This window comes from Enterobacter sp. Crenshaw (assembly GCF_024734705.1).
Taxonomy (GTDB): domain Bacteria; phylum Pseudomonadota; class Gammaproteobacteria; order Enterobacterales; family Enterobacteriaceae; genus Enterobacter; species Enterobacter asburiae_B.
Genome location: NZ_CP102932.1, coordinates 3577158 through 3602928, shown reverse-complemented (window position 1 = coordinate 3602928; position 25771 = coordinate 3577158). Strand labels below are relative to the sequence as shown.

The 25771-nt window shown below is 57.3% G+C and carries 30 protein-coding genes; 13 read left to right on the top strand and 17 right to left on the bottom strand.

Features of this window, described 5'->3' with window-relative positions:
* Positions 1–211 precede the first annotated feature (211 nt).
* The 8 genes from proX to NWV12_RS17065 all read right to left on the bottom strand — a co-directional run bounded on the left by proX (position 212) and on the right by NWV12_RS17065 (position 8110).
* Positions 212–1207: a glycine betaine/L-proline ABC transporter substrate-binding protein ProX gene (gene proX, locus NWV12_RS17100; protein WP_048979802.1), complete on the bottom strand. Its 996-nt coding sequence runs from the start codon at positions 1205–1207 to the stop codon at positions 212–214.
* Positions 1208–1216: 9 nt separating this feature from the next.
* Complete coding sequence (proW, locus tag NWV12_RS17095) at positions 1217–2281, bottom strand: glycine betaine/L-proline ABC transporter permease ProW (RefSeq protein ID WP_048979800.1); 1065 nt, start codon at positions 2279–2281, stop codon at positions 1217–1219.
* Positions 2265–3476, bottom strand: a complete 1212-nt coding sequence (proV, locus tag NWV12_RS17090) for a glycine betaine/L-proline ABC transporter ATP-binding protein ProV (protein ID WP_032660399.1) — start codon at positions 3474–3476, stop codon at positions 2265–2267. The genes proW and proV overlap by 17 nt, the downstream gene beginning before the upstream one ends.
* 331 nt (positions 3477–3807) lie before the next feature.
* Complete coding sequence (gene nrdF, locus NWV12_RS17085; RefSeq protein ID WP_048979798.1) at positions 3808–4767, bottom strand: class 1b ribonucleoside-diphosphate reductase subunit beta; 960 nt, start codon at positions 4765–4767, stop codon at positions 3808–3810.
* A 9-nt stretch (positions 4768–4776) separates the two neighbouring features.
* Positions 4777–6921, bottom strand: coding sequence for a class 1b ribonucleoside-diphosphate reductase subunit alpha (nrdE, locus tag NWV12_RS17080; protein WP_048979797.1), 2145 nt, complete (start codon positions 6919–6921; stop codon positions 4777–4779).
* A complete protein-coding gene (gene nrdI / locus NWV12_RS17075; protein ID WP_048979795.1) occupies positions 6894–7304 on the bottom strand; it encodes a class Ib ribonucleoside-diphosphate reductase assembly flavoprotein NrdI in 411 nt (136 codons plus the stop codon). The genes nrdE and nrdI overlap by 28 nt, the downstream gene beginning before the upstream one ends.
* Positions 7301–7540, bottom strand: a complete 240-nt coding sequence (nrdH, locus tag NWV12_RS17070) for a glutaredoxin-like protein NrdH (RefSeq protein WP_045889183.1) — start codon at positions 7538–7540, stop codon at positions 7301–7303. Before nrdH ends, nrdI begins: the two co-directional genes overlap by 4 nt.
* A gap of 243 nt (positions 7541–7783) precedes the next feature.
* Complete coding sequence (locus NWV12_RS17065; protein WP_023308924.1) at positions 7784–8110, bottom strand: DUF883 domain-containing protein; 327 nt, start codon at positions 8108–8110, stop codon at positions 7784–7786.
* A gap of 160 nt (positions 8111–8270) precedes the next feature.
* Here NWV12_RS17065 and NWV12_RS17060 point away from each other — a divergent pair, with 160 nt between their 5' ends.
* On the top strand, positions 8271–8615 hold the full coding sequence (locus tag NWV12_RS17060) for a DUF2002 family protein (RefSeq protein WP_023308923.1): 345 nt from the start codon (positions 8271–8273) through the stop codon (positions 8613–8615).
* Positions 8616–8647: 32 nt separating this feature from the next.
* On the opposite strand, the gene alaE is transcribed toward NWV12_RS17060, so the two are convergent.
* Positions 8648–9097: an L-alanine exporter AlaE gene (alaE, locus tag NWV12_RS17055; protein WP_008502567.1), complete on the bottom strand. Its 450-nt coding sequence runs from the start codon at positions 9095–9097 to the stop codon at positions 8648–8650.
* 496 nt (positions 9098–9593) lie between these two features.
* Between alaE and stpA the strand changes: the two genes are divergently transcribed.
* The gene (gene stpA / locus NWV12_RS17050) at positions 9594–9998 is read left to right on the top strand and encodes a DNA-binding protein StpA (RefSeq protein WP_048979794.1); all 405 of its coding nucleotides are present in this window, start codon (positions 9594–9596) and stop codon (positions 9996–9998) included.
* Between the two features lie 38 nt (positions 9999–10036).
* Here the strand turns inward: stpA and NWV12_RS17045 are convergent, their stop codons facing one another.
* The 3 genes from NWV12_RS17045 to NWV12_RS17035 all read right to left on the bottom strand — a co-directional run bounded on the left by NWV12_RS17045 (position 10037) and on the right by NWV12_RS17035 (position 11126).
* A complete protein-coding gene (locus NWV12_RS17045) occupies positions 10037–10216 on the bottom strand; it encodes a hypothetical protein (protein ID WP_023308920.1) in 180 nt (59 codons plus the stop codon).
* 79 nt (positions 10217–10295) lie between these two features.
* Positions 10296–10817, bottom strand: coding sequence for a rhodanese family protein (locus NWV12_RS17040; protein WP_048979793.1), 522 nt, complete (start codon positions 10815–10817; stop codon positions 10296–10298).
* A gap of 9 nt (positions 10818–10826) precedes the next feature.
* Positions 10827–11126 (bottom strand): helix-turn-helix transcriptional regulator, encoded by a 300-nt coding sequence (locus tag NWV12_RS17035; RefSeq protein ID WP_048979792.1) that lies wholly within the window; start codon positions 11124–11126, stop codon positions 10827–10829.
* Positions 11127–11305: 179 nt separating this feature from the next.
* Here NWV12_RS17035 and NWV12_RS17030 point away from each other — a divergent pair, with 179 nt between their 5' ends.
* On the top strand, positions 11306–11464 hold the full coding sequence (locus tag NWV12_RS17030) for a YqaE/Pmp3 family membrane protein (RefSeq protein ID WP_023308917.1): 159 nt from the start codon (positions 11306–11308) through the stop codon (positions 11462–11464).
* Here the strand turns inward: NWV12_RS17030 and NWV12_RS17025 are convergent.
* Positions 11461–12390: a LysR substrate-binding domain-containing protein gene (locus NWV12_RS17025; RefSeq protein WP_045888794.1), complete on the bottom strand. Its 930-nt coding sequence runs from the start codon at positions 12388–12390 to the stop codon at positions 11461–11463. The two genes, NWV12_RS17030 and NWV12_RS17025, sit on opposite strands and share 4 nt — an antisense overlap.
* A gap of 320 nt (positions 12391–12710) precedes the next feature.
* Here NWV12_RS17025 and NWV12_RS17020 point away from each other — a divergent pair, with 320 nt between their 5' ends.
* From NWV12_RS17020 to NWV12_RS16990, 7 genes are all read left to right on the top strand, one after another.
* Positions 12711–13316, top strand: coding sequence for an ankyrin repeat domain-containing protein (locus NWV12_RS17020; RefSeq protein ID WP_039263421.1), 606 nt, complete (start codon positions 12711–12713; stop codon positions 13314–13316).
* Positions 13317–13423: 107 nt separating this feature from the next.
* Positions 13424–14965: an acyl-CoA synthetase FdrA gene (fdrA, locus tag NWV12_RS17015; RefSeq protein ID WP_048979791.1), complete on the top strand. Its 1542-nt coding sequence runs from the start codon at positions 13424–13426 to the stop codon at positions 14963–14965.
* The gene (locus NWV12_RS17010) at positions 14965–16380 is read left to right on the top strand and encodes a DUF1116 domain-containing protein (protein WP_048979790.1); all 1416 of its coding nucleotides are present in this window, start codon (positions 14965–14967) and stop codon (positions 16378–16380) included. The genes fdrA and NWV12_RS17010 overlap by 1 nt, the downstream gene beginning before the upstream one ends.
* An 11-nt stretch (positions 16381–16391) precedes the next feature.
* Positions 16392–17972: a hypothetical protein gene (locus tag NWV12_RS17005; protein ID WP_039263425.1), complete on the top strand. Its 1581-nt coding sequence runs from the start codon at positions 16392–16394 to the stop codon at positions 17970–17972.
* Positions 17969–18925 carry a carbamate kinase family protein gene (locus tag NWV12_RS17000; protein ID WP_033146348.1) on the top strand — a complete coding sequence of 319 codons (957 nt, stop codon included), beginning with the start codon at positions 17969–17971 and terminating at the stop codon, positions 18923–18925. The genes NWV12_RS17005 and NWV12_RS17000 overlap by 4 nt, the downstream gene beginning before the upstream one ends.
* Before the next feature lies 1 nt (position 18926).
* Positions 18927–20306 carry an amidohydrolase family protein gene (locus tag NWV12_RS16995; protein WP_048979789.1) on the top strand — a complete coding sequence of 460 codons (1380 nt, stop codon included), beginning with the start codon at positions 18927–18929 and terminating at the stop codon, positions 20304–20306.
* Between the two features lie 176 nt (positions 20307–20482).
* Complete coding sequence (locus NWV12_RS16990; protein ID WP_048979788.1) at positions 20483–21217, top strand: bifunctional 2-polyprenyl-6-hydroxyphenol methylase/3-demethylubiquinol 3-O-methyltransferase UbiG; 735 nt, start codon at positions 20483–20485, stop codon at positions 21215–21217.
* On the opposite strand, the gene NWV12_RS16985 is transcribed toward NWV12_RS16990, so the two are convergent.
* The gene (locus NWV12_RS16985; RefSeq protein ID WP_048979787.1) at positions 21211–21813 is read right to left on the bottom strand and encodes a short chain dehydrogenase; all 603 of its coding nucleotides are present in this window, start codon (positions 21811–21813) and stop codon (positions 21211–21213) included. The two genes, NWV12_RS16990 and NWV12_RS16985, sit on opposite strands and share 7 nt — an antisense overlap.
* Before the next feature lie 97 nt (positions 21814–21910).
* Between NWV12_RS16985 and NWV12_RS16980 the strand changes: the two genes are divergently transcribed.
* From NWV12_RS16980 to NWV12_RS16970, 3 genes are all read left to right on the top strand, one after another.
* Entirely contained in the window at positions 21911–22798 is an 888-nt protein-coding gene (locus tag NWV12_RS16980; RefSeq protein ID WP_048979786.1) for a LysR family transcriptional regulator, read from the top strand.
* A 20-nt stretch (positions 22799–22818) separates the two neighbouring features.
* Positions 22819–24000, top strand: a complete 1182-nt coding sequence (locus NWV12_RS16975) for a PLP-dependent aminotransferase family protein (RefSeq protein WP_048979785.1) — start codon at positions 22819–22821, stop codon at positions 23998–24000.
* An 84-nt stretch (positions 24001–24084) separates the two neighbouring features.
* A complete protein-coding gene (locus NWV12_RS16970) occupies positions 24085–24594 on the top strand; it encodes a DUF6622 family protein (RefSeq protein WP_048979784.1) in 510 nt (169 codons plus the stop codon).
* Positions 24595–24596: 2 nt separating this feature from the next.
* Here NWV12_RS16970 and nudI read toward each other — a convergent pair whose 3' ends face one another.
* From nudI to NWV12_RS16955, 3 genes are read right to left on the bottom strand one after another with little or no spacing between them, the layout of a single operon-like run.
* Positions 24597–25022 carry a nucleoside triphosphatase NudI gene (nudI, locus tag NWV12_RS16965; protein ID WP_048979783.1) on the bottom strand — a complete coding sequence of 142 codons (426 nt, stop codon included), beginning with the start codon at positions 25020–25022 and terminating at the stop codon, positions 24597–24599.
* Between the two features lie 44 nt (positions 25023–25066).
* Positions 25067–25414, bottom strand: coding sequence for a HigA family addiction module antitoxin (locus NWV12_RS16960; RefSeq protein WP_033146339.1), 348 nt, complete (start codon positions 25412–25414; stop codon positions 25067–25069).
* A gap of 10 nt (positions 25415–25424) precedes the next feature.
* Positions 25425–25724 carry a type II toxin-antitoxin system RelE/ParE family toxin gene (locus tag NWV12_RS16955; protein ID WP_033146338.1) on the bottom strand — a complete coding sequence of 100 codons (300 nt, stop codon included), beginning with the start codon at positions 25722–25724 and terminating at the stop codon, positions 25425–25427.
* Positions 25725–25771 lie beyond the last annotated feature (47 nt).

The following is a 25771-nucleotide window of genomic DNA, read 5'->3' as shown; positions in this document are numbered from 1 at the left end:
TTTCAGGAATCGTTAGTTGAGTGATTATTTTTCCGGAAACCATAATAGCTAATGATTGTGAAAGTTGGGGGATTGTTGGGTGATGTATTGTGCGGTTTAGGTGGATTGTGCGGTTTGATCCCCTCACCCCGGCCCTCTCCCAAGGGGAGAGGGAGGTCATCGTCCCCTCTCCCTCTGGGAGAGGGTTAGGGTGAGGGGGAGGGTTTTGTTTTTACTTCTGCGCTTCAAGCGCCTCTTTCACCCAGCCGTCAAACTGCTGCTGGTGGGCTTTGATCCAGCCGTCGACGTGGCCTTTCACATCCGCTTCAGACGATTTGCCCGCATGCATCATTGCGTTCTGGGCATTGATGTCCGCCAGCGGCAGCTTCATCACCGAGAATAGCTTCGCCGCCGCCGGGTTTTTCTCCGCCCAGGCTTTATTAGCCACGATGTGCATGGTATTCACCGGGAAGCCGTAGTTCATGCCGTTCGGCAGTTTGGTGTCGATATCCTTCTGCTCGCCCGGCAGGGAGGAGAACGGCACCTGCAGCCACACCACGTCTTTGCCCGGCTTCAGCACGTCGCTTACCCAGTACGGCGTCCAGGTGTAGTAGATCACCGGTTTCCCCTCTTTGAAGCGGGCAATGGTGTCGGCCATCATCGCGGAGTAGTTGCCGTGGCTCACGTCGACGGTTTTCGCCAGATCGAACGCTTTGTTCTGGTGGTTAATCACCGCTTCACAGCCCCAGCCGGGCGAGCAGCCCATCATGTCGGCCTTGCCGTCACCGTTGGTGTCGAACAGTTTGGCGATCTTCGGATCTTTCAGCTGTTCAATGTTGGTGATGTGGTACTGGTCCGCAGTTTTCTTGTCAATCAGATACCCCTGAGCCGCACCCGTCACGAAGGTCCCTTCGCGATAGAACTTCTTGTCACCGCCGGCGGCGGCATACATGTCGTCGTGCAGCGGCTGCCAGTTGACGGCGGTAAAGGTGGCGTCACCGGAGGCAATCGACGTGTAGCCCACGTTGTAATCTACTTCGCTCGGCGTGTTAACCGTGTAGCCCAGCTTCTCCAGCGCGCGGCTGACGATCAGGGTCTGGAAGCTCTCTTCTGAAATGGTGCTCTGCACCGGCTGTACGGTAATGCCTTTACCCGGCAGGTCAGCCGCAAACGCGCTGGTGGAGACAAGGGTGGCAAACGCTGTGGCAAAAAGTACGCTCTGTCGCATCGTTGTTCCTTATTTTGTAAATGGACGGGTCAGTAACCCGACAGGGCCGGTGGTATACCAGCGACGGTTGCCGCGACTGCGTGAATCACGACCGACGGCCTGAGTCAGGCGGTCAAGGATAATGGCGAGGATCACAATGCCGACGCCGCCGACGGTGGCCAGCCCCATGTCGAGACGGCCAATGCCGCGCAGCACCATCTGACCCAGTCCGCCAACGGCGATCATCGAGGCGATCACCACCATCGACAGGGCCAGCATCAGCGTCTGGTTAACGCCCGCCATGATGGTCGGCATCGCCAGCGGGAGCTGAACCTTAAACAGCATCTGGCGCGGGCTGGCGCCGAACGAGCGTGACGCTTCGATCAGGTCCGCAGGCACCTGGTTAATCCCCAGAATGGTCAGACGAATAATCGGCGGCAGGGCGAAGATAATGGTCACCACCACGCCCGGCACGTTGCCTATGCCGAACAGCATCACGATAGGCACCAGATAGACGAACGCCGGGGTGGTCTGCATCGCATCCAGCAGCGGACGAATAATCTTTGCCGCCCGCGGGCTGCGCGCCAGCCAGATCCCCATCGGCAGGCCGATGACAACGCAGAAGAGCAGGGCGGTCAGCACCAGCGCCAGGGTGATCATCGCCTGCGACCACGCGCCAATCGCGCCAATGGCAATCAGCGAAATCAGCGTAGCGACCCCCATCCCTGCGCTACCGAACTGCCAGGCGATCAGGGAGAACAGGATAATCGCCACCGGTGCCGGCATCCCCAGCATCAGCTGCTGGAAGCCGTTCAGGATGTAATCCACCGGGACGCGGATCCCCTGGAAGACCGGACGGAAGTGGGTGACCACCCAGTCGATCCCCTCTGTGACCCAGCTGTCCAGCGGGATCAGCGTTTTATGGAACGGATCCATGATGTTGAAGTGTTCTGGCGCTGGCGCGGGTGCGCTGTTGAGCCAGTCTGCCGCGCCGCCGCCATCGGTCGGCGCTGGCGTGGAACCCCACGCGTCGGCGGATTGCGCAGCGCTGTCCGCTGCCTCAGCGGTGCCCCACGGGTTAGATTGATCGGTCATTGTTTGCCCCCTCGCGATCTAAAGCCTGCAGCAGCATCCGTTTTGAGATGATGCCGACGTACTGTTGTTCCTCACCCACGACCGGCACGGCGCACGGCGCCTGGCCCACGTGAGAAAGCAGCTCGCTGAGCGGCGTTTCGGCGTCCACGGCAAGCGGAGCGTCAATTAACGCCGCATCGATTCCCTGGTTCTCAGTGAGAGCCGTTTTCAGGGAGTCGATGGAGACAATGCCAACAAATTTATTGCCGCGTTCAACCAGATAACCGTATTCACGGTCTTCGTCCTGCAGCAGCTTAAGCGCCGAGCGCGGGCCGAAGCCTGGCGTTTTACGGATAATGCCGTTTGGCGTTCGACGGGCAATATCTTTGGCGCTAAAGACCTGGCTAATATCCACGCCGCGGAAGAAGGTGCGGACATAATCGTTCGCCGGATTATTGAGAATTTCATCCGGCGTGCCGACCTGCACCACTTCACCGTTTTGCATAATGGCAATGCGGTCGCCAATACGCATGGCTTCATCCAGATCGTGGGAAATAAAGACAATCGTTCGCTGATGTTTAGCCTGTAATTTTACCAGCTCATCCTGCATCTCGGTGCGAATTAACGGATCGAGGGCGGAGAAGGCTTCATCCATTAATAATATGTCTGGATTAATGGCTAATGCACGGGCTAATCCCACGCGCTGACGCATACCGCCGGAAAGTTCATCCGGGTACGCATGCGCATAATTTTCCAGCCCGACCTGACGCAGCGCATCAAGGGCTTTTTCCTGACGTTCCTGAGCCGGCGTGCCGGCTAATTCCATGCCGAAAGCGGTATTATCCAGCACCGTCATGTGCGGCATTAGCGCGAATGACTGGAACACCATTGCGATCTTCTTTCTGCGCACCTCGCGAAGCTCTGCGTCTGATATTCTGGCGATATCCACGCCGTCAATCAGCACCTGCCCGCGGGTGGGTTCAATCAGGCGATTGAGAAGGCGAACCATAGTGGATTTACCCGAACCGGATAATCCCATGATGACAAAAATCTCGCCTTCTTCAATGGCCAGACTGGCGTCTTTAACGCCAAGCGATAGCCCGGTTTTTTCCAGAATTTGCTCTTTCGTAAGGCCTTTCTCAATATATTTGAATGCGCGCTGCGGGTGCTCGCCAAATACTTTATAAAGATTTTTCACTTCTAATTTAATTGCCATGCAATAGAGAGTGTCCTGTTATTTGTTTATGCCGATATGATTACCATGGTAAATTGTTAACGGGCATAACCCTAACATACTGAGAATCTGAGACAACCCTGAGTCGGGCTAAGGGCGGAATTTTGAAGTAAGCGAAACGGCTGAATTTCCCATGAATAAAGGGCTGAGGGCGGTTTGAATTTTTCTCAATTTTTTGCTGCTGCATCGGGAAATTTCGCCTGAACCGGAATGATTCAGGCGAATATGACGTGGAAATTACAGTGTAGTTGTTTTGTAAATATTAGAGCGGGAGTTGTTGGGTTTATATTAAATTAACGAACGTTAGCGTTCATTAAAAATCCCAGTCTTCATCCTCGGTTTCCACCGCTTTGCCCATCACATACGATGAGCCAGATCCCGAGAAGAAATCGTGGTTTTCGTCGGCATTGGGCGACAGCGCGGCCAGAATCGCCGGGTTCACCTCCGCCATCTCCGGCGGGAAAAGCGCGTCGTAGCCCAGGTTCATCAGCGCCTTGTTGGCGTTGTAGCAGAGGAAGGCCTTCACGTCGTCCTCCCAGCCGGTGCCGGCGTAGAGTTCCTCGGTATAGCTCAGCTCGTTGTCGTACAGATCCATCAGCAAATCGAGCGCAAAGCCTTTAAGCTCCTCGCGCTTCGCCTCGCTGATTTTCTCCAGCCCTTTCTGATACTTATAGCCAATGTAATACCCGTGCACCGCTTCATCGCGAATGATGAGCCGAATCAAATCGGCGGTGTTGGTGAGCTTGCCCCGGCTCGACCAGTACATGGGCAGCCAGAAGCCGGAATAGAAGAGGAAAGATTCCAGGAACACGCTGGCGATCTTTTTCTTCAGCGGCTCGTCGGCGCGGTAATATTCCAGAACCAGCTCCGCCTTTCTCTGTAGTGACTCGCTCTCTTCACTCCAGGCGTAGGCCGCGTCCACGTCTTTGGTCTGGCACAGGGTCGAGAAAATCGAGCTGTAGGAGCGGGCATGCACCGCCTCCATAAAGCTGATATTCGACATCACCGCCTCTTCGTGCGGCGTCAGCGCATCGCTCATCAGCGCCGGTGCACCGACGGTATTCTGAATGGTGTCCAGCAGCGTCAGGCCAGTAAAGACGCGGATCGTCAGCTGCTGTTCGGCGTGGCCGAGCGTTTGCCAGGCCGGAATATCGTTGGAGAGCGGAACCTTTTCCGGCAGCCAGAAGTTGCTGGTCAGGCGGTTCCATACCTCCAGGTCTTTATCGTCCTGGATTTTGTTCCAGTTAACGGCACTCACGCGTGACAGTTTCATCCTTTCTCCTTACAGCGCGCAGGACACGCAGCCTTCGATTTCGGTGCCTTCCAGCGCAAGCTGGCGCAGGCGAATGTAGTAGAGCGTTTTGATGCCTTTCTTCCAGGCGTAGATTTGCGCTCTGTTGATATCCCGCGTGGTGGCGGTGTCCGGGAAGAACAGCGTCAGCGACAGCCCCTGATCCACATGTTTTGTCGCCTCCGCGTAGGTATCGATGATTTTCTCCGGGCCGATCTCATACGCGTCCTGATACAGCGCCAGGTTCTCATTGGTCATAAACGGGGCAGGGTAGTAAACGCGCCCGGTTTTGCCTTCCTTACGAATTTCAATTTTCGACACGATCGGATGAATACTCGACGTGGCGTGGTTGATGTAGGAAATCGATCCGGTCGGCGGGACGGCCTGCAGGTTCTGGTTATAAATGCCGTAGCGCATCACCTCGTCTCGCAGCTGCTGCCACATCTCGCGCGTCGGCAGGGTAATCCCCGCGCGGGCAAACAGTTCGCGTACTTTTTCGGTTTTCGGCTGCCAGTCGCCTTCGAGATACTGGCTGAAATATTCCCCGCTGGCGTAGCGGGAGTGCTCAAAGCCCGCGAACCGCTGGCTGCGCTCGCGCGCCAGCATCATCGAGGTGTGCAGCGCGTGCCAGGTAATGGTGTAGAAATAGAGGTTGGTGAAATCCAGCCCTTCCGGGCTGCCGTAGGCGATGCCTTCCCGCGCCAGATAGCCGTGCAGGTTCATCTGCCCCAGACCGATGGCGTGCGACGCGGCGTTGCCTGCTTCAATAGACGGCACGCTGCGGATGTGGCTCATGTCCGATACCGCCGTCAGCCCGCGAATGGCGGTCTCCACCGTGCGGCCAAAGTCGGGGGAATCCATGGTGTGGGCAATATTCAGCGACCCGAGGTTGCAGGAGATATCCTTGCCGATGTCCGCGTAGTCCAGGTTCTCGTCGTAGGCTGACGCGCTGTTGACCTGCAAAATCTCCGAGCACAGGTTGCTCATGTTGATACGCCCGGCAATCGGGTTCGCGCGGTTCACCGTATCCTCAAACATGATGTACGGATAGCCGGACTCAAACTGGATCTCCGCCAGCCGCTGGAAAAAATCGCGGGCATTGATGGTTTTTTTGCGAATGCGATCGTCGGCCACCAGTTCGTCATAAAGTTCGCTGATGGCCACGTCGCCAAACGCTTTGCCGTAAATACGCTCGATGTCGTACGGCGAGAAGAGCGCCATCTCGGCATTCTCTTTGGCCAGCTTAAAGGTGATGTCCGGGATCACCACGCCGAGCGACAGGGTTTTGATGCGAATTTTTTCGTCGGCGTTTTCGCGCTTGGTATCGAGAAAACGCAGAATGTCCGGGTGGTGCGCATGCAGGTAAACCGCGCCCGCGCCCTGACGCGCGCCAAGCTGGTTGGCATAGGAGAAGGCATCTTCCAGCATCTTCATCACCGGGATCACGCCGGAGGACTGGTTTTCGATGCGCTTGATCGGCGCGCCCGCTTCACGCAGGTTCGAGAGCAGAAACGCCACGCCGCCGCCGCGTTTGGAAAGCTGCAGCGCCGAGTTCACCGCGCGGCCAATCGACTCCATATTGTCTTCGATACGCAGCAGGAAACAGGAGACCAGCTCGCCGCGCTGGGCTTTGCCGCAGTTGAGGAAGGTCGGCGTGGCGGGCTGGAAGCGTCCGGAGAGGATCTCGTCGGCGAGCTGCTCCGCCAGCGCTTCATCACCCTGCGCCAGGGTCAGCGCCACCATCGCCACGCGATCTTCAAAGCTCTCTAAGTAGCGTTTACCGTCAAAGGTTTTCAGGGTGTAGCTGGTGTAGTACTTCCACGCGCCGAGAAACGTCTGGAAGCGAAAGCCGCTGGCGTGGGCGCGCTCAAACAGCTTCACCATAAAGGCGCGGTCGTAGCGGGTGAGCGTGCGCGCGTCGTAGTAGCCCTCGTTAACCAGATAGTCGAGACGTTCATTCTGGCTCGCAAACGTCACGCTGTTGGGCCGCACGTGGGCGGCAAAAAAGGCGTCCACCGCCTCACGATCTTTATCGAACTGAATGCGCCCCTCCCGATCGTAGAGGTTAAGCATGGCGTTTAATGCGTGGTAATCCGGCGTCGCCTGAATCACCCGTTCTGCGGTTGTCGTTGCCAAAATTCGTTCACTCCTTTACGCACGTTTTCGACGTCCTGCTGTGTCCCCATCAGCTCAAAACGATAGAGATACGGCACGCCGCATTTTTGAGAAATGACATCCCCGGCGCGGCCGAAGGCATCGCCGAAATTGCGATTCCCCGCCGCGATCACGCCGCGGATTAGCCCGCGGTTATGAGGATCGTTCAGAAAGCGGATCACCTGGCGAGGCACGGCTCCTGCCGTACCGCCGCCGCCGTAGCTGGGCACCACCAGAATGTAAGGTTCCTCTACCCGGATCCGCTCCCGCTCGTTCAGCGGAATGCGCACCGCAGGCAGCCCGACGCGCTCAATAAAGCGGAGCGTGTATTCCGAGCTGCTGGAGAAGAAAACCAGCCCACTCATGCCCGGGCGGCCTGAGCGCTCAGGCGGTTAATCATGTCCGGGCGGAAACCAGACCAGCTTGTCTCCCCAGCGACTACCACCGGAAGCTGACGAAAACCCTGCTTGCGCAGGGTATCTGCGGCCTCGGGGACCTGGTCAACATTCACCATTTCAAACGCCACGCCGCGGCTTTCCATTGCCCGTTTGGTCGCGTGGCACTGAACACAATCGTTACGAGTGTAAATAATAATGCTCATGATTCGTATTTCCATTTAAAATGAGAGTGCGGCGCGAATCATCGCGTCGGGTTGTGTATGTCTTGCTAAAAGGAATACTAGATGTAGTTATCTTAAGTTTCAACCATACAAGATATGGGAAATTTAGATTGATGTCGCCCCAGTGATGAGCACAGCGGGGCAGGGCAGGCTGTACGGGTTTTTCAGGCTAACGGGCATAAAAAAGCCCCGGCGCCTGAGGCTACCGGGGCAGAAAACGTGGGATTATTTACGCAGGCTGAGCAGGGCACCGACGAAGATGCCGACCGCCGCGACGGTTCCCAGAGTACATAGCGGTTTTTCACGCACGAAGGTCGTAGCACAGCTTGCCATATCGCAGGCAGCCTGCGTGGCGCGTGAACGTCCGTTCATACGGGCGCGAGTTTCACGGAGCAGAGACTGAGCCTTACGCTTTGCGGCATCCGCTTCGTCCTTCGCGTCACTTCCCCAGGACTTCAGCACCTCTTCCAGCGTGTCCGCTAATTGGCTGACATCATTACGAATATCCTGAGCGTCGTCGTTAATATCGTTTCGGTTCGGTCTGTTAAACATACGATCCTCCGTAATTTTGTGTTCCCGTTCAGTTTAGTTCAGAAATTTAATATCTGAAGCGCATCACGCGTTATCCGGCAGTTTATGGACTATTCTGAAAGCCCTGCTATTGCTGAATACTGTAAGGTTGCCGGGCAGGAAAAGATAACGAGGAAAAGATATGTATTTACGACCTGACGAGGTGGCACGCGTTCTTGAAAAAGAGGGATTCACCATGGATGAGGTGACGCCAAAAGCGTATGGATATCGCCGCGGCGAGAATTATGTTTATGTTAATCGCGAAGCAAGAATGGGACGTACCGCTCTCATTATTCACCCGACGCTGAAAGACAGAAGTCTGTCATTTGCTGAGCCTGCCTCGGATATTAAAACCTGCGATCATTATCAGCAATTTCCGCTCTATTTAGGCGGTGAACGGCATGAGCATTATGGTATTCCGCACGGTTTCAGTTCGCGTATGGCGCTGGAGCGATTTTTGAAGGGACTGTTTGGCGACGTACAGTAAATCCGCGACTGGCGTGCGCCAGTCGCTTCACATCACGCTTTTGCCTGGCTGTACTGGCTGACCTTAAACAGGCGGCGGCAGTAGTCGAGGAAATAGCCGTAAACGGCTCCCATCAACATCGAAATCACAATATTCGAACTGACCGCGGCAGCGATCTGGTGCCAGTCTGCACCGACTGTCAGGAGAATGGCCACGTAAACCGGCGACTGGAACGTCACATACGCCAGAACGTCCGCCAGGTTTTTCACCCAGCCTGCGGGGCTGATACGACGCGCGAAGCGCATTACGGCATCGCGGTATAAACCGTAAGGCCATGCAATGATAATATTGACCGGGATCGCCACCAGACGAGAAGAAAGCGACTGCTCGAAGGACATTCCGGAGAGGAATATTTCGATCAGCATGTTCACGACGGAACAGTAAACAACCATCGCGAAAGTATCCGCCACCGCGTGGCGCAGGCGAGATTGCGGCGAGAACATGTCTGAACTCCTTGAGAAGAACACAAAAGAAACGATTTTCCCTCAGCGGTTAGTGCTTTAGGTTGGTTTGTTTGACGTGTATAGCGTATATCTCTGTGTTTGAACTAACAACTAGTGATTAATTTTTATTTAATCGCCTTTTGTCCACAAAATTCTCTAAAGCTGTTCGTTTTTTGTTCCGATCGTTATAATCTGTCTTGTTTGATGGTTTTTGCATTAAAATCAATGGATTGATTTTGTTAGTGGCGAAAGTCAGGAATCCTCCACCTGACGCGGCGCAGTATGCTGTGATTTGGATTAAAGTTGGCTATTTATATTAATGTGGTGATTGGATTCACCGGTGTCCTGTCAGCGCCTTGCGCTATTATTAACAGTGAGTTCTAAATATATTAACGCTGATGCCCGTACGGACCCCTGGGTAGATATTTCAACTCAAATGAATTATTCTGTCGGCGATTTATCTATTTATCCCCCAAAGAAAAGGTTTTCAAATAATATGTCTTTGACGTTACAGAATCTTAATAATATCCGAACCCTGCGTGCCATGGCGCGTGAATTATCCCTGGACGTTCTTGAGGAAATGCTGGAAAAGGTCAGGGTCGTTACTGAAGAGAAACGCAGCGAGCTGACGGAATTAGAGCAGCAGCGTGCTGAGCAGCAGGAAAAAATTAATGCTCTGCTGGAGCGGATGAAAGCCGATGGCATTTCCCCGACTGACCTGCTGGGTTCTGAACTGGCGCAGACGGGTAAGCCAGCGAAAAAGCGTAAGCCGCGTGAAGCAAAATATCGCTTTATTGACCAGAACGGCGAAGAGAAAACGTGGACCGGCCAGGGCCGCACGCCGAAGCCTATCGCCAGCGCGCTGGCAGACGGTAAATCACTGGATGATTTTCTGATCTAACGGATGAGCCGGGCGGAATACGCCGCCCGGCTGACTGTTCAGCAGACGCCGAAATCACCTTCTTCGGTATAAGGCGCCACGTCGGCGGCTTTCAGCGTATATTTCTCGCCTTGCTCATTGCTGGCCTGGACCGCCACAATGCTGTCACCGTTCACTTCGAGCACTTTCAGTTTCGGGCCGCCTTTACGCGGTTGCACATAATCACCGACAGAAAACATATTACCTCCTCATCGTTTTAGCGATCTTCACCTTAGCCCACGCATGACGCCGGGTACAGCGTAATTCACCGATTACTGCTTATGAGGTACGCCGGTTCCATGGCATCACCTTGAGCAGTCGCGCCATGCCGCAAAAGCCCGTCACACCGGCGAACAGCAGCCCGCCTCCGACAAAACCGCTGAGCAGGAAAAAGCCGCTGGAGATGCTATAGCCCAGCACCACGCCGCAGAGTATCAACAGCCCGGCGGCAATTTGCACCTGACGCATCAGCGGCAGCGGCTGGGATTTGTCTTCGACGGTTGGCAGCCCCGCCAGCTTCCAGCCCTGAATCCCCCCCTCGACCACAAATGCCTCTGCGGGCGCGGCGGCCTGAGCAAGGCGCTCGGCATTCCCCGACGTCCGGGCGCCGGACTGGCAGTGAAAAATCACCGTATCGCCCGCCTGCGCGTTAAGTGTGCCGGGTAAGGTATCCAGCGGCACGGACCGCGCGGCGGGAATATGCTCGCGGGCGTACTCGTCGGCATCACGAATATCAATCAGTTTTGCGCCTTCAGCGACGCGGGCATTCGCCTGGCGCGGTGAAAGAAGAGGAAGTGACATGGCGACTCCTTACGGGCAATAAAGGGTTTTCAGGGTGCTGATAAGCTGATGTACCGCATCGTTTTTAATGGAATAGAGAATGCGCTGCGCGTCGCGGGTGCTGTCGATAAGCCCTTCCTCACGCATGCGCGCCAGATGCTGCGACGTGGCGGAAGGACTTAGCCCCGTGGCTCGCGCAAGCTCCCCCGCGCTGGTGCCGGGCGCTCCGCACAGGGTGCAGAGGATCAGCAGCCGACGCGGGTTGCTCATCGCTCTTAAAAGTGTGGCGGCCTGTCCGGCGCTGGCCTGAAGCTGTTCGAGTTCGGTCATAATAGTTTAGTGTTTGCTTAATTAAGTGAATGCTAAACTAATCCGGTGCATTAAACCAGCGACAAAAGCGTAAAAGAGGGTAAACGCGAGGCCCGGAACTGGTACAGACGAATAAACTGGCTATGCTTACAGCGTTCTCTTTATTATTTACAATGGATTAGATTGAACGGAGTGTTTATATGGGATTTTGGCGTATTGTTTTTACGATCCTCATACCGCCGCTGGGCGTGCTGTTGGGTAAAGGGTTTGGCTGGGCGTTTATTATCAACATTCTTCTGACGCTGCTGGGCTACTTCCCCGGCCTCATTCACGCGTTTTGGGTACAGAGCAAAAGCTAGGCGCGCCACAGTAAATCGCTATAGATATCGGTCAGTACCCCCGCCGGACCAAACTGCTGCTTGATCCACCGCGTGACCTGGCCGGTTGCGGCATGCTGCGTGGCGAGCAGCATGCGCGAGTCCTGACGCGGGTTGTTAATCCGTCGGGTGACCAGCAGCCCCGTGTCTACCGCCTCGCGGACCATGTATTCCGGCAAAAAGCCAATCCCTTCGCCCAGGATCTGACACTGACATTTGGTGTTAAAGTCCGGGACCAGAATCGCCTCCTGCCCGTGCAGCAGCCAGCCAACCTTTTTGTTAATGGTGTGCGCGGTATCTTCCACCATGATGTTGGGATACAGGCGCAGCTGGCTTTCCGCTATTGGTTCCGGGGTGAATGCCAGCGGGTGTTCCGGCGCGATGGCAAACACCCAGCGAATGGCGCCGATCTCGGTGTAATCAATCCCGCCACCGTCCAGCAGCGTGTCCGGCGCGCCAATCGCGATGTTGGCCTGGTTGTTGATGATGGAGTCCCAGACGCCGTTGTAGACCTCGGTGGTCACGGTGATCTGACAGGTGGGAAACTGCTTTTTCAGCACCTGCAGCAGCCGCGCCGTGTGGCGTGGGGTATACAAAAGCTGGTTGATACAGATGCGCACCCGCGCCTCAATGCCCTGAGAAATGGTGTCAATCCCGCGCTTGATGGCGTGAAAGTCATTAAGCAGGTCGGTGGCCTTACGGTAAAAGTAAAAACCGGACTCGGTCAGCTCGATGCTGCGCGTGCTGCGGACAAACAGCACCACGTCCAGCCCGGTCTCCATGCGCTTAATGGTGTAACTGATGGCAGAGGTCGTCACGCCCAGTTCGGCGGCGGCTTTGCTGAAGCTGCCGAAGCGTGCGGCGGTAGTAAAGGCCAGCAGGTTTTCCTCGGTAAAGATGGAATTCATATCTCACTCCCTTCAGCCATCAGTTTTGAACATATTTTAACAGCGTCGTTACAACGCATTTGAAGCCGATCACAGTTCTGACTCTTTGTCGAAAGCCGCACGCAGTAAGGCTTCGTCAGGCATAAGCATAATGCAGCCAGAAGCGCTAAAAAGCGGAGAAACATAAGAAAAAGGTTGCACAGACGCACGTTTTAACCAGTTTATTGAATTTACCTCAACAATGAATTGACTGTCGATGAATCATTTTTAAGCGGATTCTTTTATCACCAGGCTGTTGCTATTCTCAGGTCAACAGAAATAAAAACATCGGGAGTCTGGATATGTCTGCGAACGAACTCGTTACTGAATTTCTGCTGGCGGCAGAAGAGGGCAATAGCGATGCGCTAAAAGCCTGTCTGGAGAAAGGCGTGGATATTAACGCCACCAATCGACAGAAAAGAACCGCCGTTATTATTGCCAGCCTGAAAAAGCATTATGACTGCGTGGCGTTATTAATTGCCGCCGGGGCGGATATTGATAAACAGGATCAGACCTGCTTTAACCCTTTCCTGATTAGCTGCCTGACCAACGATATTACCCTGCTGCGCCTTGTCCTTCCGGCAAATCCGGATCTCGATCGCCTGACGCGCTTTGGCGGCGTGGGCATTACCCCTGCCAGTGAAAAGGGGCACGTGGAGATCGTGCGCGAACTGCTGGAAAAAACGGATATCAACGTCAACCACACCAACTTTGTCGGCTGGACGCCGCTGCTGGAAGCGATCGTGCTCAACGACGGCGGCGCAAAGCAGCAGGAGATCGTGAAGCTGCTGCTGGATCACGGCGCGAACCCGCACATGACCGATAAATACGGTAAAACCCCGCTCGAGCTGGCGCGGGAAAAAGGCTTCGATGCAATAGCTGACCTGCTGCTGGCGGCGGGCGCATAACGCATTCGGTCAGCCGCGTCCGGCTGGCCGTTAATTTAAAAAGCATTTTTACCGACGTGCATTTTGCACGACGGTGGCCCCCTTTTATCCGCGTTCAGGAGAAAATAATGCCCACAAAAATCGTCATAAAAAAGAACACCTATTTTGACTCCGTCTCATTAATGTCCGTTTCCACCAAAGCCAATAAATTACCGGGCGTCGAGCAGGCGTTTGTCGCGATGGCGACGGAAATGAACAAAGGCGTATTAAAAAACCTCGGGCTATTAACGCCGGAATTAGCGGAAGCCAAAAACGGCGACCTGATGATCGTAATTAAAGGCGACGCGGCGAATGATGAAACGCTGGCGGCCATCGAAGCGCTGTTCACGCGTAAAGAGAGCGGCGGCGCCCATGAAGCGCGCTACGCTACGATTGCCAGCGCCAAAACCCATCGGCCGGAGAGCAACCTCGCGGTGATTTCCGTCAACGGCACCTTCGCCGCCCGCGAAGCGCGCCAGGCGCTGGAAAACGATCTTAACGTGATGCTGTTTTCCGATAACGTGTCGCTCGACGACGAGCTGGCGCTGAAGCAGCTGGCGCATAAGAAAGGGCTGCTGATGATGGGGCCGGACTGCGGCACCGCCATCATCAACGGCGCGGGATTGAGCTTCGCCAACGCGGTGCGCCGCGGACCGATTGGCATCGTCGGCGCATCCGGCACCGGCAGCCAGGAGCTGAGCGTGCGCATTCACGAATTCGGCGGCGGCGTGTCGCAGCTGATCGGTACCGGCGGGCGCGATCTCAGCGAGAAAATTGGCGGCCTGATGATGCTCGACGCCATCGACATGCTGGAAGCCGACGAGGACACCCTGGTTATCGCGCTGATCTCCAAGCCGCCAGCGCCAGCCGTGGCGGAGAAAGTGCTGGCCCGCGCGCGCGCCTGCCGTAAGCCGGTGGTTGTCTGCTTCCTTGGGCACAGCGAACCGCCCGCCGATGAAGACGGCCTGCAGTTTGCGCGCGGCACTAAAGAGGCGGCCCTGAAGGCGGTCCTGCTCACCGGCATCAAAAAAGAGTCCCTCGATCTGCATCAGCTCAACTGGCCGTTGATTGAAGAAGTGCGCGCCCGCCTGACCCCGCAGCAGAAGTACATTCGCGGCCTGTTCTGCGGCGGCACCCTGTGCGACGAGGCGATGTTCGCGGCGCTTGCGAAATTCGACGACGTCTACAGCAACATCCAGCCGGATCCGGCTAAGCGCCTGAGCGACATAAGCGTCAGTAAAGCCCATACCTTTCTCGACTTTGGCGACGACGATTTCACCAACGGCAAGCCGCACCCGATGATCGACCCGACCAATCGCATCAGCCGCCTGCTGCAGGAAGCCCGCGACCCGGAAGTCGGGGTAATTGTGATGGACTTCGTGCTGGGCTTCGGCGCGCACGAGGATCCGGTCGGCGTAATGATCGACGCCATTAAAGAGGCGCAGGCCATCGCGAAGGCCGATAACCGTCCGCTGGAAATTCTCGGCTACGTGCTCGGCACCGACCAGGATCCGCAGTCGCTGGCGCAGCAGTGCCAGCTGCTGACCGACGCAGGCGTCATCTGGGCCAGCAGCAGCACCAACACCGGATTACTGGCACGCGAATTTGTCTGCAAAGGGGAGAAAGCATAATGACGACCTTATTCAACCAGCCGCTGAACGTGATTAACGTCGGCATTGCGATGTTCAGCGACGATCTCAAAAAACAGCACGTTCCCGTCACCCAGCTCGACTGGACGCCGCCGGGGCGGGGCAATATGCAGGTCGTTGAAGCGCTCGATCGGCTGGCGGAAAAACCGCTGGCGGAGAAAATCGCCGCCGCTAACCAAATCGCCCTTGAGCGCATTATTCAGTCTCATCCGGTGCTGGTGGGCTATGACCAGGCCATTAACGTTGTGCCGGGCATGACCCGCACCACCATTCTGCACGCCGGTCCGCCTGTCGCCTGGGAGAACATGTGCGGGGCGATGAAGGGGGCGGTCACCGGGGCGCTGGTGTTTGAAGGGCTGGCGAAAGATCTGGACGATGCGGCAAGGCTCGCCGCCTCTGGCGAAATTACCTTCTCGCCGTGCCACGAGCACGACTGCGTGGGCTCGATGGCGGGCGTTACCTCCGCGTCGATGTTTATGCACATCGTTGAAAACAAAACCTACGGCAACCGCGCGTTCACCAACCTCAGCGAGCAGATGGCGAAGATCCTGCGCATGGGGGCCAACGACCAGAGCGTCATCGACCGCCTGAACTGGATGCGCGACGTGCTCGGCCCGATGCTGCGCGACGCGATGAAGATTATCGGCGAAATCGACCTGCGCCTGATGCTGGCCCAGGCGCTGCACATGGGCGACGAGTGCCACAACCGCAACAACGCGGGCACCACGCTGCTGATCCAGGCGCTAACGCCGGGGCTGATTCAGGCGGGCTATCCGGTGGAGCAGCAGCGCGAGGTGTTCGAGTTTGTCGCCAGCAGCGACTACTTCTCCGGCCCGACGTGGATGGCGATGTGTAAGGCCGCGCTGGACGCCGCTCACGGCATTGAGTACAGCACCGTCGTCACCACCATGGCGCGCAACGGCTACGAGTTTGGCCTGCGCGTTTCCGGCCTGCCGGGGCAGTGGTTCACCGGCCCGGCGCAGCAGGTGATTGGCCCGATGTTCGCAGGCTATAAGCCGGAAGACTCCGGGCTGGACATCGGCGACAGCGCCATCACCGAAACCTACGGCATCGGCGGCTTTGCGATGGCGACGGCCCCGGCAATCGTTGCGCTGGTGGGCGGCACGGTGGATGAAGCCATCGACTTCTCGCGCCAGATGCGCGAAATCACCCTCGGCGAAAACCCGAACGTCACCATTCCGCTGCTCTCGTTTATGGGCATCCCAACCGCCATCGACATCACCAAAGTCGCGGGCAGCGGCATTCTGCCGGTGATTAACACCGCCATTGCCCACAAAGACGCGGGCATCGGCATGATTGGGGCGGGCATCGTTCACCCGCCGTTTAGCTGTTTTGAAAAGGCGCTGTTGACCTTCCGCGATCGCTACTTTTTATAAGGCATGCATCCATGAAAAACATGAAGCTGGAGTGGAAAAGAGGTGACTGGGCGGCGTATTTCGGGTTGATGACCAACAACCTGACCAATTTGCTGACCATGATGGGGCTGCTCATTTTTGTCGTCGGCATCCCGAAGGAGATTGTTTATGGACGCATCGCGCCGGCCTTCGGGCTGGCGGTGCTGGTCGCGAGTATTTGCTACGCCTGGTTCGGCATGCAGATGGCGCGCGCCACCGGGCGTACGGACGTGACCGCGCTGCCGTCCGGCCCGAGCGCGCCGTCGATTTTTACCGTGACTTTCCTGGTGCTGATGCCGGTTTATCAGCAGACCGGCGATGCGGACTTCGCGATCCAGATTGGCCTGGTGTGGTGCTTCGTGGAGGCGATGATCCTCGCGGGCGGTTCGTTCCTCGGTGAAACCATCCGCAAGATGATCCCGCGCACCGTGCTGCTGTCGTGCCTCTCCGGTTTGGGCCTGCTGCTGCTGGCGATGAACCCGATGCTGCAGGCGTTCGAAGCGCCGACCGTGTCGTTCATCGTGCTGCTGCTGATCTTCATCAACTGGTTCGGTAAAAAGCCGATTTTCGCCCGTATCCCGACCGGTCTGCTGCTGTTGATTGCCGGTACGGCACTGGCGTGGATCTCCGGCCTGCAAAGCCCGGAAGCGATTAAAGCGTCCATGTCATCCTTCGGCTTTAACCCGCCGGAAGTGCACGTGGACAGCTTCATGCAGGGCCTGCCGCACGCGCTGCCGTATCTGGCATCTGCCGTGCCGCTGGGGCTGGCGAACTACATCTTTGACCTGGAGAACATCGAAAGCGCCCACGCGGCGGGAGATGCGTACCCGACGCGTAAGGTGATGCTGGCGAACGGTCTGGCGTCGATGCTCGGCTGCCTGATGGGGAACCCGTTCCCGGTGACGGTCTACGTTGGCCACCCTGGCTGGAAAGCGATGGGCGCGAGCATCGGCTATACGCTGGCCTCCGGCGTGACTATGTTCATCGTGCCGCTGTTCGGGCTGGGGGCGTTTATGCTCGCCATCATTCCGATGACCGCCATCGTGCCGATTCTGGTGTTTATCGGTGTTGTTACCGCCAACCAGGTGGTAAGGGAAACGCCCAAAGTGGAGGTGCCGGTGATCTTCATCTGCCTGTTCCCGTGGATCGCCAACTGGGCGCTGACGATGATGAACAGCGTGATGGGGGCGGCGGGCACCAGCGCGGCGAAGATCGGCACCGACGTGCTGCACAGCAAAGGAATTTACTACGAAGGCCTGGTGCATCTCGGCAACGGCGCGCCGCTCGCCAGCATGCTGTGGGGCTGTATCGCCATTTTCGCCATCATCAACAAGCCGCTGCGCGGAGCCGTTGCGGCCGCCGTCGGGGCGCTGCTGGCGCTGTTTGGCGTGATCCATGCCCCGGTGGTGGGCTTTGCCGAGGGCAGTTCGCTGATGTTCGTCACCGCGTATCTGATGATGGGCGGCATGTTTGTGGTGAAGCATGTGCTGGATTTCTCTGTTACTCCCCCTCTCCCTGTGGGAGAGGGCCGGGGTGAGGGCACCAGAACGCACCTTCTAAAGGACACAAAATGAAAGAGCTTATGGTCGTCGCCATCGGCGGCAACAGCATTATCAAAGACAACGCCAGCCAGTCGATTGAACACCAGGCGCAGGCGGTGAAAGCGGTGGCAGAGTCGGTGCTGGAAATGCTGGCATCCGACTATGACATCGTGCTCACCCACGGCAACGGCCCCCAGGTGGGGCTGGATCTGCGCCGCGCCGAAATCGCCCACGAGCGGGAAGGGCTGCCGCTAACCCCGCTGGCAAACTGCGTGGCGGACACCCAGGGCGGGATTGGCTACCTGATCCAGCAGGCGCTCAACAACCGCCTGGCCGCGCGCGGGGAGCAAAAAGCGGTCACGGTCGTCACGCAGGTGGAGGTGGATAAAAACGATCCGGGCTTTACTCACCCTACCAAACCTATCGGTGCGTTCTTCACCGAGGCGCAGCGCGACGAGCTGCAGCAGGCACACCCGGACTGGCATTTTGTCGAGGATTCAGGCCGTGGCTACCGTCGCGTGGTGGCCTCACCGCAGCCGCTGCGCATCGTTGAGGCCGACGCCATCAAAACGCTGACGCAAAAAGGCTTTGTGGTGATCGGCGCGGGCGGCGGCGGAATACCCGTGATTCGCAGCGAGCAGGGCGACTACCAGAGCGTCGATGCGGTGATTGATAAAGATCTCTCCACCGCGCTGCTGGCACGCGAGATCGGTGCCGACGTGCTGGCGATCACCACCGGCGTGGAGAAGGTGTGCATCAACTTCGGCAAGCCGAACCAGCAGGCGCTGGACACCGTCAGCGTGGCGCAGATGACGCGCTACAGGGATGAGGGCCACTTCCCGGCGGGCAGCATGCTCCCCAAAATCGTCGCCTCGCTGGAATTTTTACACCACGGCGGCAGGCGCGTGATTATCACCTCGCCGGACAGCCTGCCCGCGGCGCTGCGCGGGGAAACCGGCACCCATATCGTTAATGAAGGAAGATAAGATGAGTGAAAACAAAAGCCGCCGCGAATTTATCAGCCAGAGCGGCAAAATGGTCACCGCCTGCGCGCTGTTTGGCGCCACCGGATCCGTCGCGTATGCTGCTGACTCCGCGAAGCCAACCTGCGAGACGGGCAAACCGATGAGCATCACCGCGAAACATTACTATCTTGACAACGTGCTGCTGGAGGCCGGGTTCAACGTCGACGGCGGCGTGGCGACGAGCACCCGCACCGAGCTGAAAACGCTGGAGATTAAAGACGGGAAGATCGTCGCCCTGCGCGATAACAAGCGCCACGCCGACGCCACGCTGCCGCACTATGACGCAGGCGGCAAACTGATGCTCCCGGCGATGCGCGACATGCACATTCACCTGGATAAAACCTTTTACGGCGGTCCGTGGCGCTCCCTGAACCGCCCCGCGGGCACGACGATTCAGGACATGATCCGCCTTGAGCAGAAGCTGCTGCCGGAGCTACAGCCCTACACCCAGGAGCGTGCGGAAAAGCTGATCGATCTGATCCAGTCGAAAGGCTCCACCATCGCCCGCAGCCACTGCAATATCGAGCCGACCTCCGGCCTGAAGAATCTGGAAAACCTGCAGGCGGTTTTATCGCGCCGTAAGCCCGGCTTTGACTGCGAAATCGTCGCTTTTCCGCAGCACGGGCTGCTGCTGTCAAACTCCGAAAAACTGATGCGCGAGGCGATGCAGGCCGGGGCGCACTACGTGGGCGGGCTGGATCCTACCAACGTCGACGGCGCGATGGAGAAATCCCTCGACACCATGTTCCAGATTGCGCTGGACTACGACAAAGGGGTGGATATCCACCTGCACGAAACCAGCCCGGCGGGCGTGGCGGCGGTGAACTATATGGTGGAAACCGTGGAGAAAACGCCGGAGCTGAAGGGCAAGCTGACCATCAGCCACGCCTTCGCGCTGGCGACGCTCAACGAGCAGCAGGTAGATGAGATCGCCACCCGCATGGCGGCGCAGCAGGTGACCATCGCCTCCACCGTGCCGATTGGCACCTTGCATATGCCGCTGAAGCAGCTGCGTGAGAAGGGCGTGTTCGTGATGACGGGGACCGACAGCGTGATCGATCACTGGTCGCCGTACGGTCTGGGGGACATGCTGGAGAAAGCGAATCTTTACGCTCAGCTCTACATCCGCCCGAACGAGCAGACGCTCTCCCGCGCGCTCGGTATCGCCACCGGCGACGTGCTGCCGCTGAACGACAAAGGCGAGCGCGTGTGGCCGAAAGCGCAGGACGACGCCAGCTTTGTGCTGGTGGATGCCTCCTGCTCCGCCGAGGCCGTGGCGCGCATTTCACCGCGCACCGCGACGTTCCATAAGGGCAACCTTGTCTGGGGCTCGGTGGGTTGACGTGCATTTCTCCCTCTCCCTGTAGGAGAGGGTTGGGGTGAGGTGCATTTCTCCCTCTCCCTGTGGGAGAGGGTTGGGGTGAGGGCATCAGGCCGCACTTCCGTAGGTCGGGTAAGGCGAAGCCGCCACCCGACAATGCAGTATACTGCTATGCATATTCTTAAAGAGGGATCTGCATGGCACAAAATATCTACGACAATCCGGCGTTTTTTGAAGGCTACGCCCGGCTTCCACGCTCGGTGCAGGGTCTGGACGGCGCGCCGGAGTGGCCCGCGCTAAAAAGTATGCTGCCGGATTTAACCGGCAAATCGGTTGTCGATCTCGGCTGCGGCTACGGCTGGTTCTGCCGCGCGGCCCGCGAGCTGGGCGCTGCTGACGTCACGGGGGTCGATATCTCAGAAAAGATGCTCGCCCGCGCGGCGGAGCTTACCGCTGACCCACAGATTCACTATCAGCGTAGCGATCTGGAATCTCTTAAGCTTAACGAGAATAGCCTCGATCTGGTCTACAGCTCGCTGGCGCTGCACTACCTGCCGGAACTGGATACGTTATTCGCCAGGGTTCAGCGCGCGCTCAAGCCCGGCGGCAGCCTGGTGTTCTCAATGGAGCACCCGATCTACACCTGCGCCACCCGTCAGGGCTGGCTGACCGACGATAACGGCGAGCGGTTCTGGGGCGTGAACCATTATCAGGATGAAGGCAAACGCGTCAGCAACTGGCTGGCGGACGGGGTGGTTAAATACCACCGCACGCTCGGCACCACGCTTAACGCGCTGATCGGGGCCGGATTAACGATAAACGACGTCAACGAGTGGGGGCCAGCGCAGGCGCAGATTGACGCCTGGCCCGCGCTGGCCGAAGAGGCTGAGCGCCCGATGCTGGTGCTGATCGCCGCCCGTAAGGCTCAGTAACCCACCCTATACACCCGCCCGCTCTGCACGCCTTCCACGCTGCGGCGATAGGCCTGCGCCACGGTCACGGCGGGAACGCTCTCAAAGCCCGGGAAGAAGCCGTCGTAGGTTTCGACGGATTCGGTGAGTACCGTCGGGCTAATCAGGTTGATGCGGATCCCGCGCGGCAGCTCGCAGGCTGCGGCGCGGACAAACCCTTCCAGCGCCGCATTCACCGTGGTGGCATTCACGCCCTGGGCAATTGGCTCGTGCGCCACGATGCCGCTTATCAGCGTAATCGAGCCGCCTTCGTTCAGATAATGCTGGCCGGTCAGCGCCAGGCGCACCTGCCCAAGCAGCTTGTCCTGCAGGCCCTGGTTGAAGTCGCTGTCCTTCATGGTCGCGAGCGGGCCAAAGTAAAGGCCACCGCTGGCGGAGACAATCGCATCCACCGGGCCGATTTTCTCAAACAGCGCCTGGACGCTCGCCTGCGAGGTGATATCCACCTGCTCGTCGCCCTGCGTGCGGCCGACGCGGATGACCTCGTGGCGACGACTCAGCTCTTCCGTTACCGCTCGACCGACCGTACCGCTGGCACCAATAATGACGATTTTCATAGCTGACTCCTTATGTTGTGAACCCCCATTCTTTAATAAATAAAAATGGAGATAAACTGGGCTAAAGTTAGAAGATTGCTAACCAGGGGTTTGGAATATGGATAAGCTTCGCAGCATGGAGACCTTTATTGCCGTGGTTGAAAGCGGCAGTTTTACCGGTGCGGCGGCCCGGCTGGAGATGTCGGCGGTAATGGTGGGGAAATACGTTGCGCTGCTGGAATCACAGCTTGGTACCCGCCTGCTGGAGCGTAACACGCGGCGCCAGAGCCTGACCGACGCCGGGCGGGTCTATTTCGACGAGGCGAAGCGGGTGCTGGAGCAGGTCGCGATCGCCGAAAGCGCCGTGGAACGCCTGCGCGCCGCGCCGTCCGGTACCCTGCGCGTGACCGCACCCACCTCGTTTGGCGGCAGCGCGATCGCGCCGCTTACGGCCTCTTTTTTACAACGCTACCCGGAGGTGCGCATCGAGCTGGATCTCACCAACCGGATGGTGGACCTGGTGGAGGAGGGCATCGATCTGGCCATTCGCATTGGCGACATTCACAACGACGATCTGGTGGCGAAATACCTCTGCCCTTACCGGATGGTGATCTGCGCCGCGCCGGACTACCTTGCGCGCTACGGTACGCCGCAAGCCCCTGCCGATCTGGTGGATCATCTCTGCTTATCCCACAGCGTGTGGACCGCACGCAACGAGTGGCGGCTGCCGGGCGTCGAGGGCGAGGTGCGCTGGAAGCGGGATGCGGTCTTAAGATGCAACGACGGCTACGGGCTGCGGATGGCCGCGAGAGCCGGGGCGGGACTGCTGCTGCAGCCGGAGGTTCTGGTGGCGGAAGATCTGGAAAGCGGCAGGCTGGTGCGGGTGCTGGAGGCGTATATTCCGGCGCCGAGACCCGTGCATTTGCTGTGGCGTCAGGATTTACGACCTCTCCCTAAGCTAACGGAATTTATCGCCCATATTCTGCTAAGATTGGGCACACTATAAAAAAAGAAGGTATGCAAAGAATGTCTGTGAATAAACTCGCCAGCAGCGCGCAGGGCCTGCAATCATCTGCCATCCGTGAATTATTAAAACATAGCAAAATGGCCGGTGTCATTTCGCTGGGTGGGGGTATTCCTAACCCGGCCTTGTTCGATCACGAAGGGCTGAAAATTGCCGCTGATGCCGTATTATCACAGCATTTTGGTGAGGCCTTTCAGTACGGTCTGACCGAAGGCGTACCGGGGCTGCGGGAAGAAATTCAGCGCATCTGCGAAGGGCGCGGGATCCGCTGCAAGGCGGATGATGTGGTCGTGACCTCCGGTTCACAGCAGTCCCTCGACGTGCTGGCGCGTGCATTAATTAACCCGGGCGATACCGTTGTGGTTGAGCGTCCAACCTATCTTGCTGCGCTGCAGGTATTTGGCCTGGCGCAGGCGAATTTTGAATCCGTTGGCACCGACGGCGACGGCATGAAGGTCGACGAGCTTGAAGCGCTGGCGGCAAATAAAACCATCAAAGCGGTCTATATTGTTCCGACGTTTGGCAACCCTGGCGGGGTAACCCTTTCTGAGGCGCGTCGCAAACAGCTGGTGGAATTATCGAAGCGCTATGACTTCGTCATTATTGAAGACGATCCGTACAGCGAAATTAATTATACCGATGAAGTTTTCCGCCCGTTAATTGCCCATGCCAAAGATATCGGCAACGAAGAGAACGTGGTGTATACCTCAACCTTCTCCAAAATTCTTGCTCCAGGAACCCGCGTGGGCTGGGTGCTGGTGCCGGAATGGCTGAAGCGCGCAGTAGTAAACCTTAAGCAAACCACCGACCTGCACACCAGCACGCTGTCGCAGCTGATGACGTATGAATACCTGAAAACCGGTCGTCTGCCCGATCAGATTAAAACGATCCGCGAAGCCTATCGCCAGAAATACCAGACGTTCGCAACCGAGCTGGAGGCCGAGCTGGGCGATGTGATGTCGTTCCACAAGCCGAAGGGCGGCATGTTCCTGTGGGCGAATATGAAAAATGGTAGTAATACCACCCGCTGGCTGGAAAAAACGTTAAGTAACGGCGTAGTATTTGTGCCGGGCGAATTTTTCTACTGCAATGAGCCAGACCATTCTACGCTGCGTATGTCGTTTGTCACGCCAACGGATGAAGAGCTGAAGGAAGCGGTTCAACGCCTGAAAAAATCGCTGTAAAAGACCTGCGCATAATGGTTTTCCTGCCGTTATGCGCAATACGCGTTCAGGCGGCACGGGCCGCGATCGTCCATGGAGATCTCCATGTTTGAATTTCTGTTCGGTGTCGTTACGCACACGCCCGCCTGGGTGTGGGTGCTGTTTATCTTCCTTATCTCTCGCGGCATTAAAGCCCGCAGGCCTGCCACCGTTACGCTGGAGAGGCTTGCCATCATTCCGGCAATATTTCTAATCTGGGATATCTACGATCTGGTGGTCTACCGCACCCTGACGCCCGGAACTGTCGCATTGTGGACGGCGGGGATCCTCGCCGGGGCCGCGCTGGGGTATATCCTGATTAAGCAGGCGGTTATCACCCGCGCAGATGCGCCGCGCACCCTTTACCGCCAGGCAGACTACACCGCGCTGCCGTTTATGATGCTGGCGTTCGGCGTGAAGTATGTGCTGGGCGTGATGAGCGCGGTCTCTCCCCAGACGATGCAGCAGCCCGCCATGAGCGCGCTGGCGATCGTCTCCGGCGGCGTGTTTGCCGGCGTGTTTCTCGGGAAATTTGCGCGTTACGTTGGGGTGTATAACGCCCGAGTTCAGGCCTGAATTTACAGCAGCCCTTTTTGCGTGAAGGTAACACGCGTTGCTGCGTTGAGATCCAGCTCTTTTAACGATTCCGGATTAACCCAGGCGATCTCCTGAAACTCTTCATTAAACGTGACTTCCCGGTTGGCGCTGATGCAGTCGAAGATCAGATAGATCATGTAAATCTCCTCTGTGGTGCCATCGGCGTAGGTTTTCACCCTAATGTCATCGCGAAAAGCCCATGGCGTAACCGAGACAATCTCCAGCGCTTCGCCCAGCTCTTCGCGGATCTCACGGCGCAACGCTTGTTCCATGGTTTCGCCCGGCTCCATTCCACCGCCGGAGAGAGCCCACTGACCGGGGAACACGCCGCGATCGTCGGCCATTTTACACAGGAGGTAGGCACCGTCATTCTGGATGATGGGGCAGACAATGGTTCGTTGGCGCATGATTTCTTCCTGAAAAAGTATTGATAGGTGAAGTGTTTACCGAATCAGGCTACATCCGGCTGGCCAGATTTTCGCTTAGCCATGACGTCCGCAACGGTCTTTATACGGCTTAGCTCCTCCTGCGTCCTGGGGTTGGATTGAGCTTCCCAGATATCGACGTTCAGCTGTAAGTTAAGCCAAAATTCAATCGTGGTATCAAAGGCTTTTGCCAGTTTGATCGCCATATCGGCAGTCAGCTTGCGATTGTTATTGACCAGCGCGCTGATGGTGTTGCGGTGAACATTGAGCATCTCCGCCAGATCGCTGATTTTCAGATTGAGCGGTTCAAGATACTCATACTGCAACACGTCGCCCGGCGTGGTGGGTTTGCGGAGTGCCTGTTGAAGTGTCATAGGTGATGCCTCACTTGTGTTGCGTGTACTTGTGTGGAGAGAGGTAGAGATCTTCTGCTTTACCCTCTGTCCAGCGAAATACGAGCCTGTATTGCCTGTTTACCCGGATTGAGGAATATCCCTTCAGCGGAGGATTCAATGCTTCATACATATTGCCCGGTGGCGATCGCAAATCCCTGTGCGAGGTTGCTGCCCTGATGATATCGAGCTTTCTCGCAAGCGCTGTTTCCAGATTTGCAGGAATAACATTGCTCGATCTGCCGTAAAGAAAAAAATCCTCAAGCCATTGATCCCGAAAATAACTAATCATAATGGTGCTGAGCTCCAGTCCTTGAAGCTGATTGAATAGTAATGCAC

Bases quoted from the DNA above. Each gene is read 5' to 3' on its own strand.
- proX (WP_048979802.1), bottom strand. From the start codon at position 1,207: ATGCGACAGAGCGTACTTTTTGCCACAGCGTTTGCCACCCTTGTCTCC.
- proW (WP_048979800.1), bottom strand. From the start codon at position 2,281: ATGACCGATCAATCTAACCCGTGGGGCACCGCTGAGGCAGCGGACAGC.
- proV (WP_032660399.1), bottom strand. From the start codon at position 3,476: ATGGCAATTAAATTAGAAGTGAAAAATCTTTATAAAGTATTTGGCGAG.
- nrdF (WP_048979798.1), bottom strand. From the start codon at position 4,767: ATGAAACTGTCACGCGTGAGTGCCGTTAACTGGAACAAAATCCAGGAC.
- nrdI (WP_048979795.1), bottom strand. From the start codon at position 7,304: ATGAGTGGGCTGGTTTTCTTCTCCAGCAGCTCGGAATACACGCTCCGC.
- nrdH (WP_045889183.1), bottom strand. From the start codon at position 7,540: ATGAGCATTATTATTTACACTCGTAACGATTGTGTTCAGTGCCACGCG.
- NWV12_RS17065 (WP_023308924.1), bottom strand. From the start codon at position 8,110: ATGTTTAACAGACCGAACCGAAACGATATTAACGACGACGCTCAGGAT.
- NWV12_RS17060 (WP_023308923.1), top strand. From the start codon at position 8,271: ATGTATTTACGACCTGACGAGGTGGCACGCGTTCTTGAAAAAGAGGGA.
- alaE (WP_008502567.1), bottom strand. From the start codon at position 9,097: ATGTTCTCGCCGCAATCTCGCCTGCGCCACGCGGTGGCGGATACTTTC.
- stpA (WP_048979794.1), top strand. From the start codon at position 9,594: ATGTCTTTGACGTTACAGAATCTTAATAATATCCGAACCCTGCGTGCC.
- NWV12_RS17045 (WP_023308920.1), bottom strand. From the start codon at position 10,216: ATGTTTTCTGTCGGTGATTATGTGCAACCGCGTAAAGGCGGCCCGAAA.
- NWV12_RS17040 (WP_048979793.1), bottom strand. From the start codon at position 10,817: ATGTCACTTCCTCTTCTTTCACCGCGCCAGGCGAATGCCCGCGTCGCT.
- NWV12_RS17035 (WP_048979792.1), bottom strand. From the start codon at position 11,126: ATGACCGAACTCGAACAGCTTCAGGCCAGCGCCGGACAGGCCGCCACA.
- NWV12_RS17030 (WP_023308917.1), top strand. From the start codon at position 11,306: ATGGGATTTTGGCGTATTGTTTTTACGATCCTCATACCGCCGCTGGGC.
- NWV12_RS17025 (WP_045888794.1), bottom strand. From the start codon at position 12,390: ATGAATTCCATCTTTACCGAGGAAAACCTGCTGGCCTTTACTACCGCC.
- NWV12_RS17020 (WP_039263421.1), top strand. From the start codon at position 12,711: ATGTCTGCGAACGAACTCGTTACTGAATTTCTGCTGGCGGCAGAAGAG.
- fdrA (WP_048979791.1), top strand. From the start codon at position 13,424: ATGCCCACAAAAATCGTCATAAAAAAGAACACCTATTTTGACTCCGTC.
- NWV12_RS17010 (WP_048979790.1), top strand. From the start codon at position 14,965: ATGACGACCTTATTCAACCAGCCGCTGAACGTGATTAACGTCGGCATT.
- NWV12_RS17005 (WP_039263425.1), top strand. From the start codon at position 16,392: ATGAAAAACATGAAGCTGGAGTGGAAAAGAGGTGACTGGGCGGCGTAT.
- NWV12_RS17000 (WP_033146348.1), top strand. From the start codon at position 17,969: ATGAAAGAGCTTATGGTCGTCGCCATCGGCGGCAACAGCATTATCAAA.
- NWV12_RS16995 (WP_048979789.1), top strand. From the start codon at position 18,927: ATGAGTGAAAACAAAAGCCGCCGCGAATTTATCAGCCAGAGCGGCAAA.
- NWV12_RS16990 (WP_048979788.1), top strand. From the start codon at position 20,483: ATGGCACAAAATATCTACGACAATCCGGCGTTTTTTGAAGGCTACGCC.
- NWV12_RS16985 (WP_048979787.1), bottom strand. From the start codon at position 21,813: ATGAAAATCGTCATTATTGGTGCCAGCGGTACGGTCGGTCGAGCGGTA.
- NWV12_RS16980 (WP_048979786.1), top strand. From the start codon at position 21,911: ATGGATAAGCTTCGCAGCATGGAGACCTTTATTGCCGTGGTTGAAAGC.
- NWV12_RS16975 (WP_048979785.1), top strand. From the start codon at position 22,819: ATGTCTGTGAATAAACTCGCCAGCAGCGCGCAGGGCCTGCAATCATCT.
- NWV12_RS16970 (WP_048979784.1), top strand. From the start codon at position 24,085: ATGTTTGAATTTCTGTTCGGTGTCGTTACGCACACGCCCGCCTGGGTG.
- nudI (WP_048979783.1), bottom strand. From the start codon at position 25,022: ATGCGCCAACGAACCATTGTCTGCCCCATCATCCAGAATGACGGTGCC.
- NWV12_RS16960 (WP_033146339.1), bottom strand. From the start codon at position 25,414: ATGACACTTCAACAGGCACTCCGCAAACCCACCACGCCGGGCGACGTG.
- NWV12_RS16955 (WP_033146338.1), bottom strand. From the start codon at position 25,724: ATGATTAGTTATTTTCGGGATCAATGGCTTGAGGATTTTTTTCTTTAC.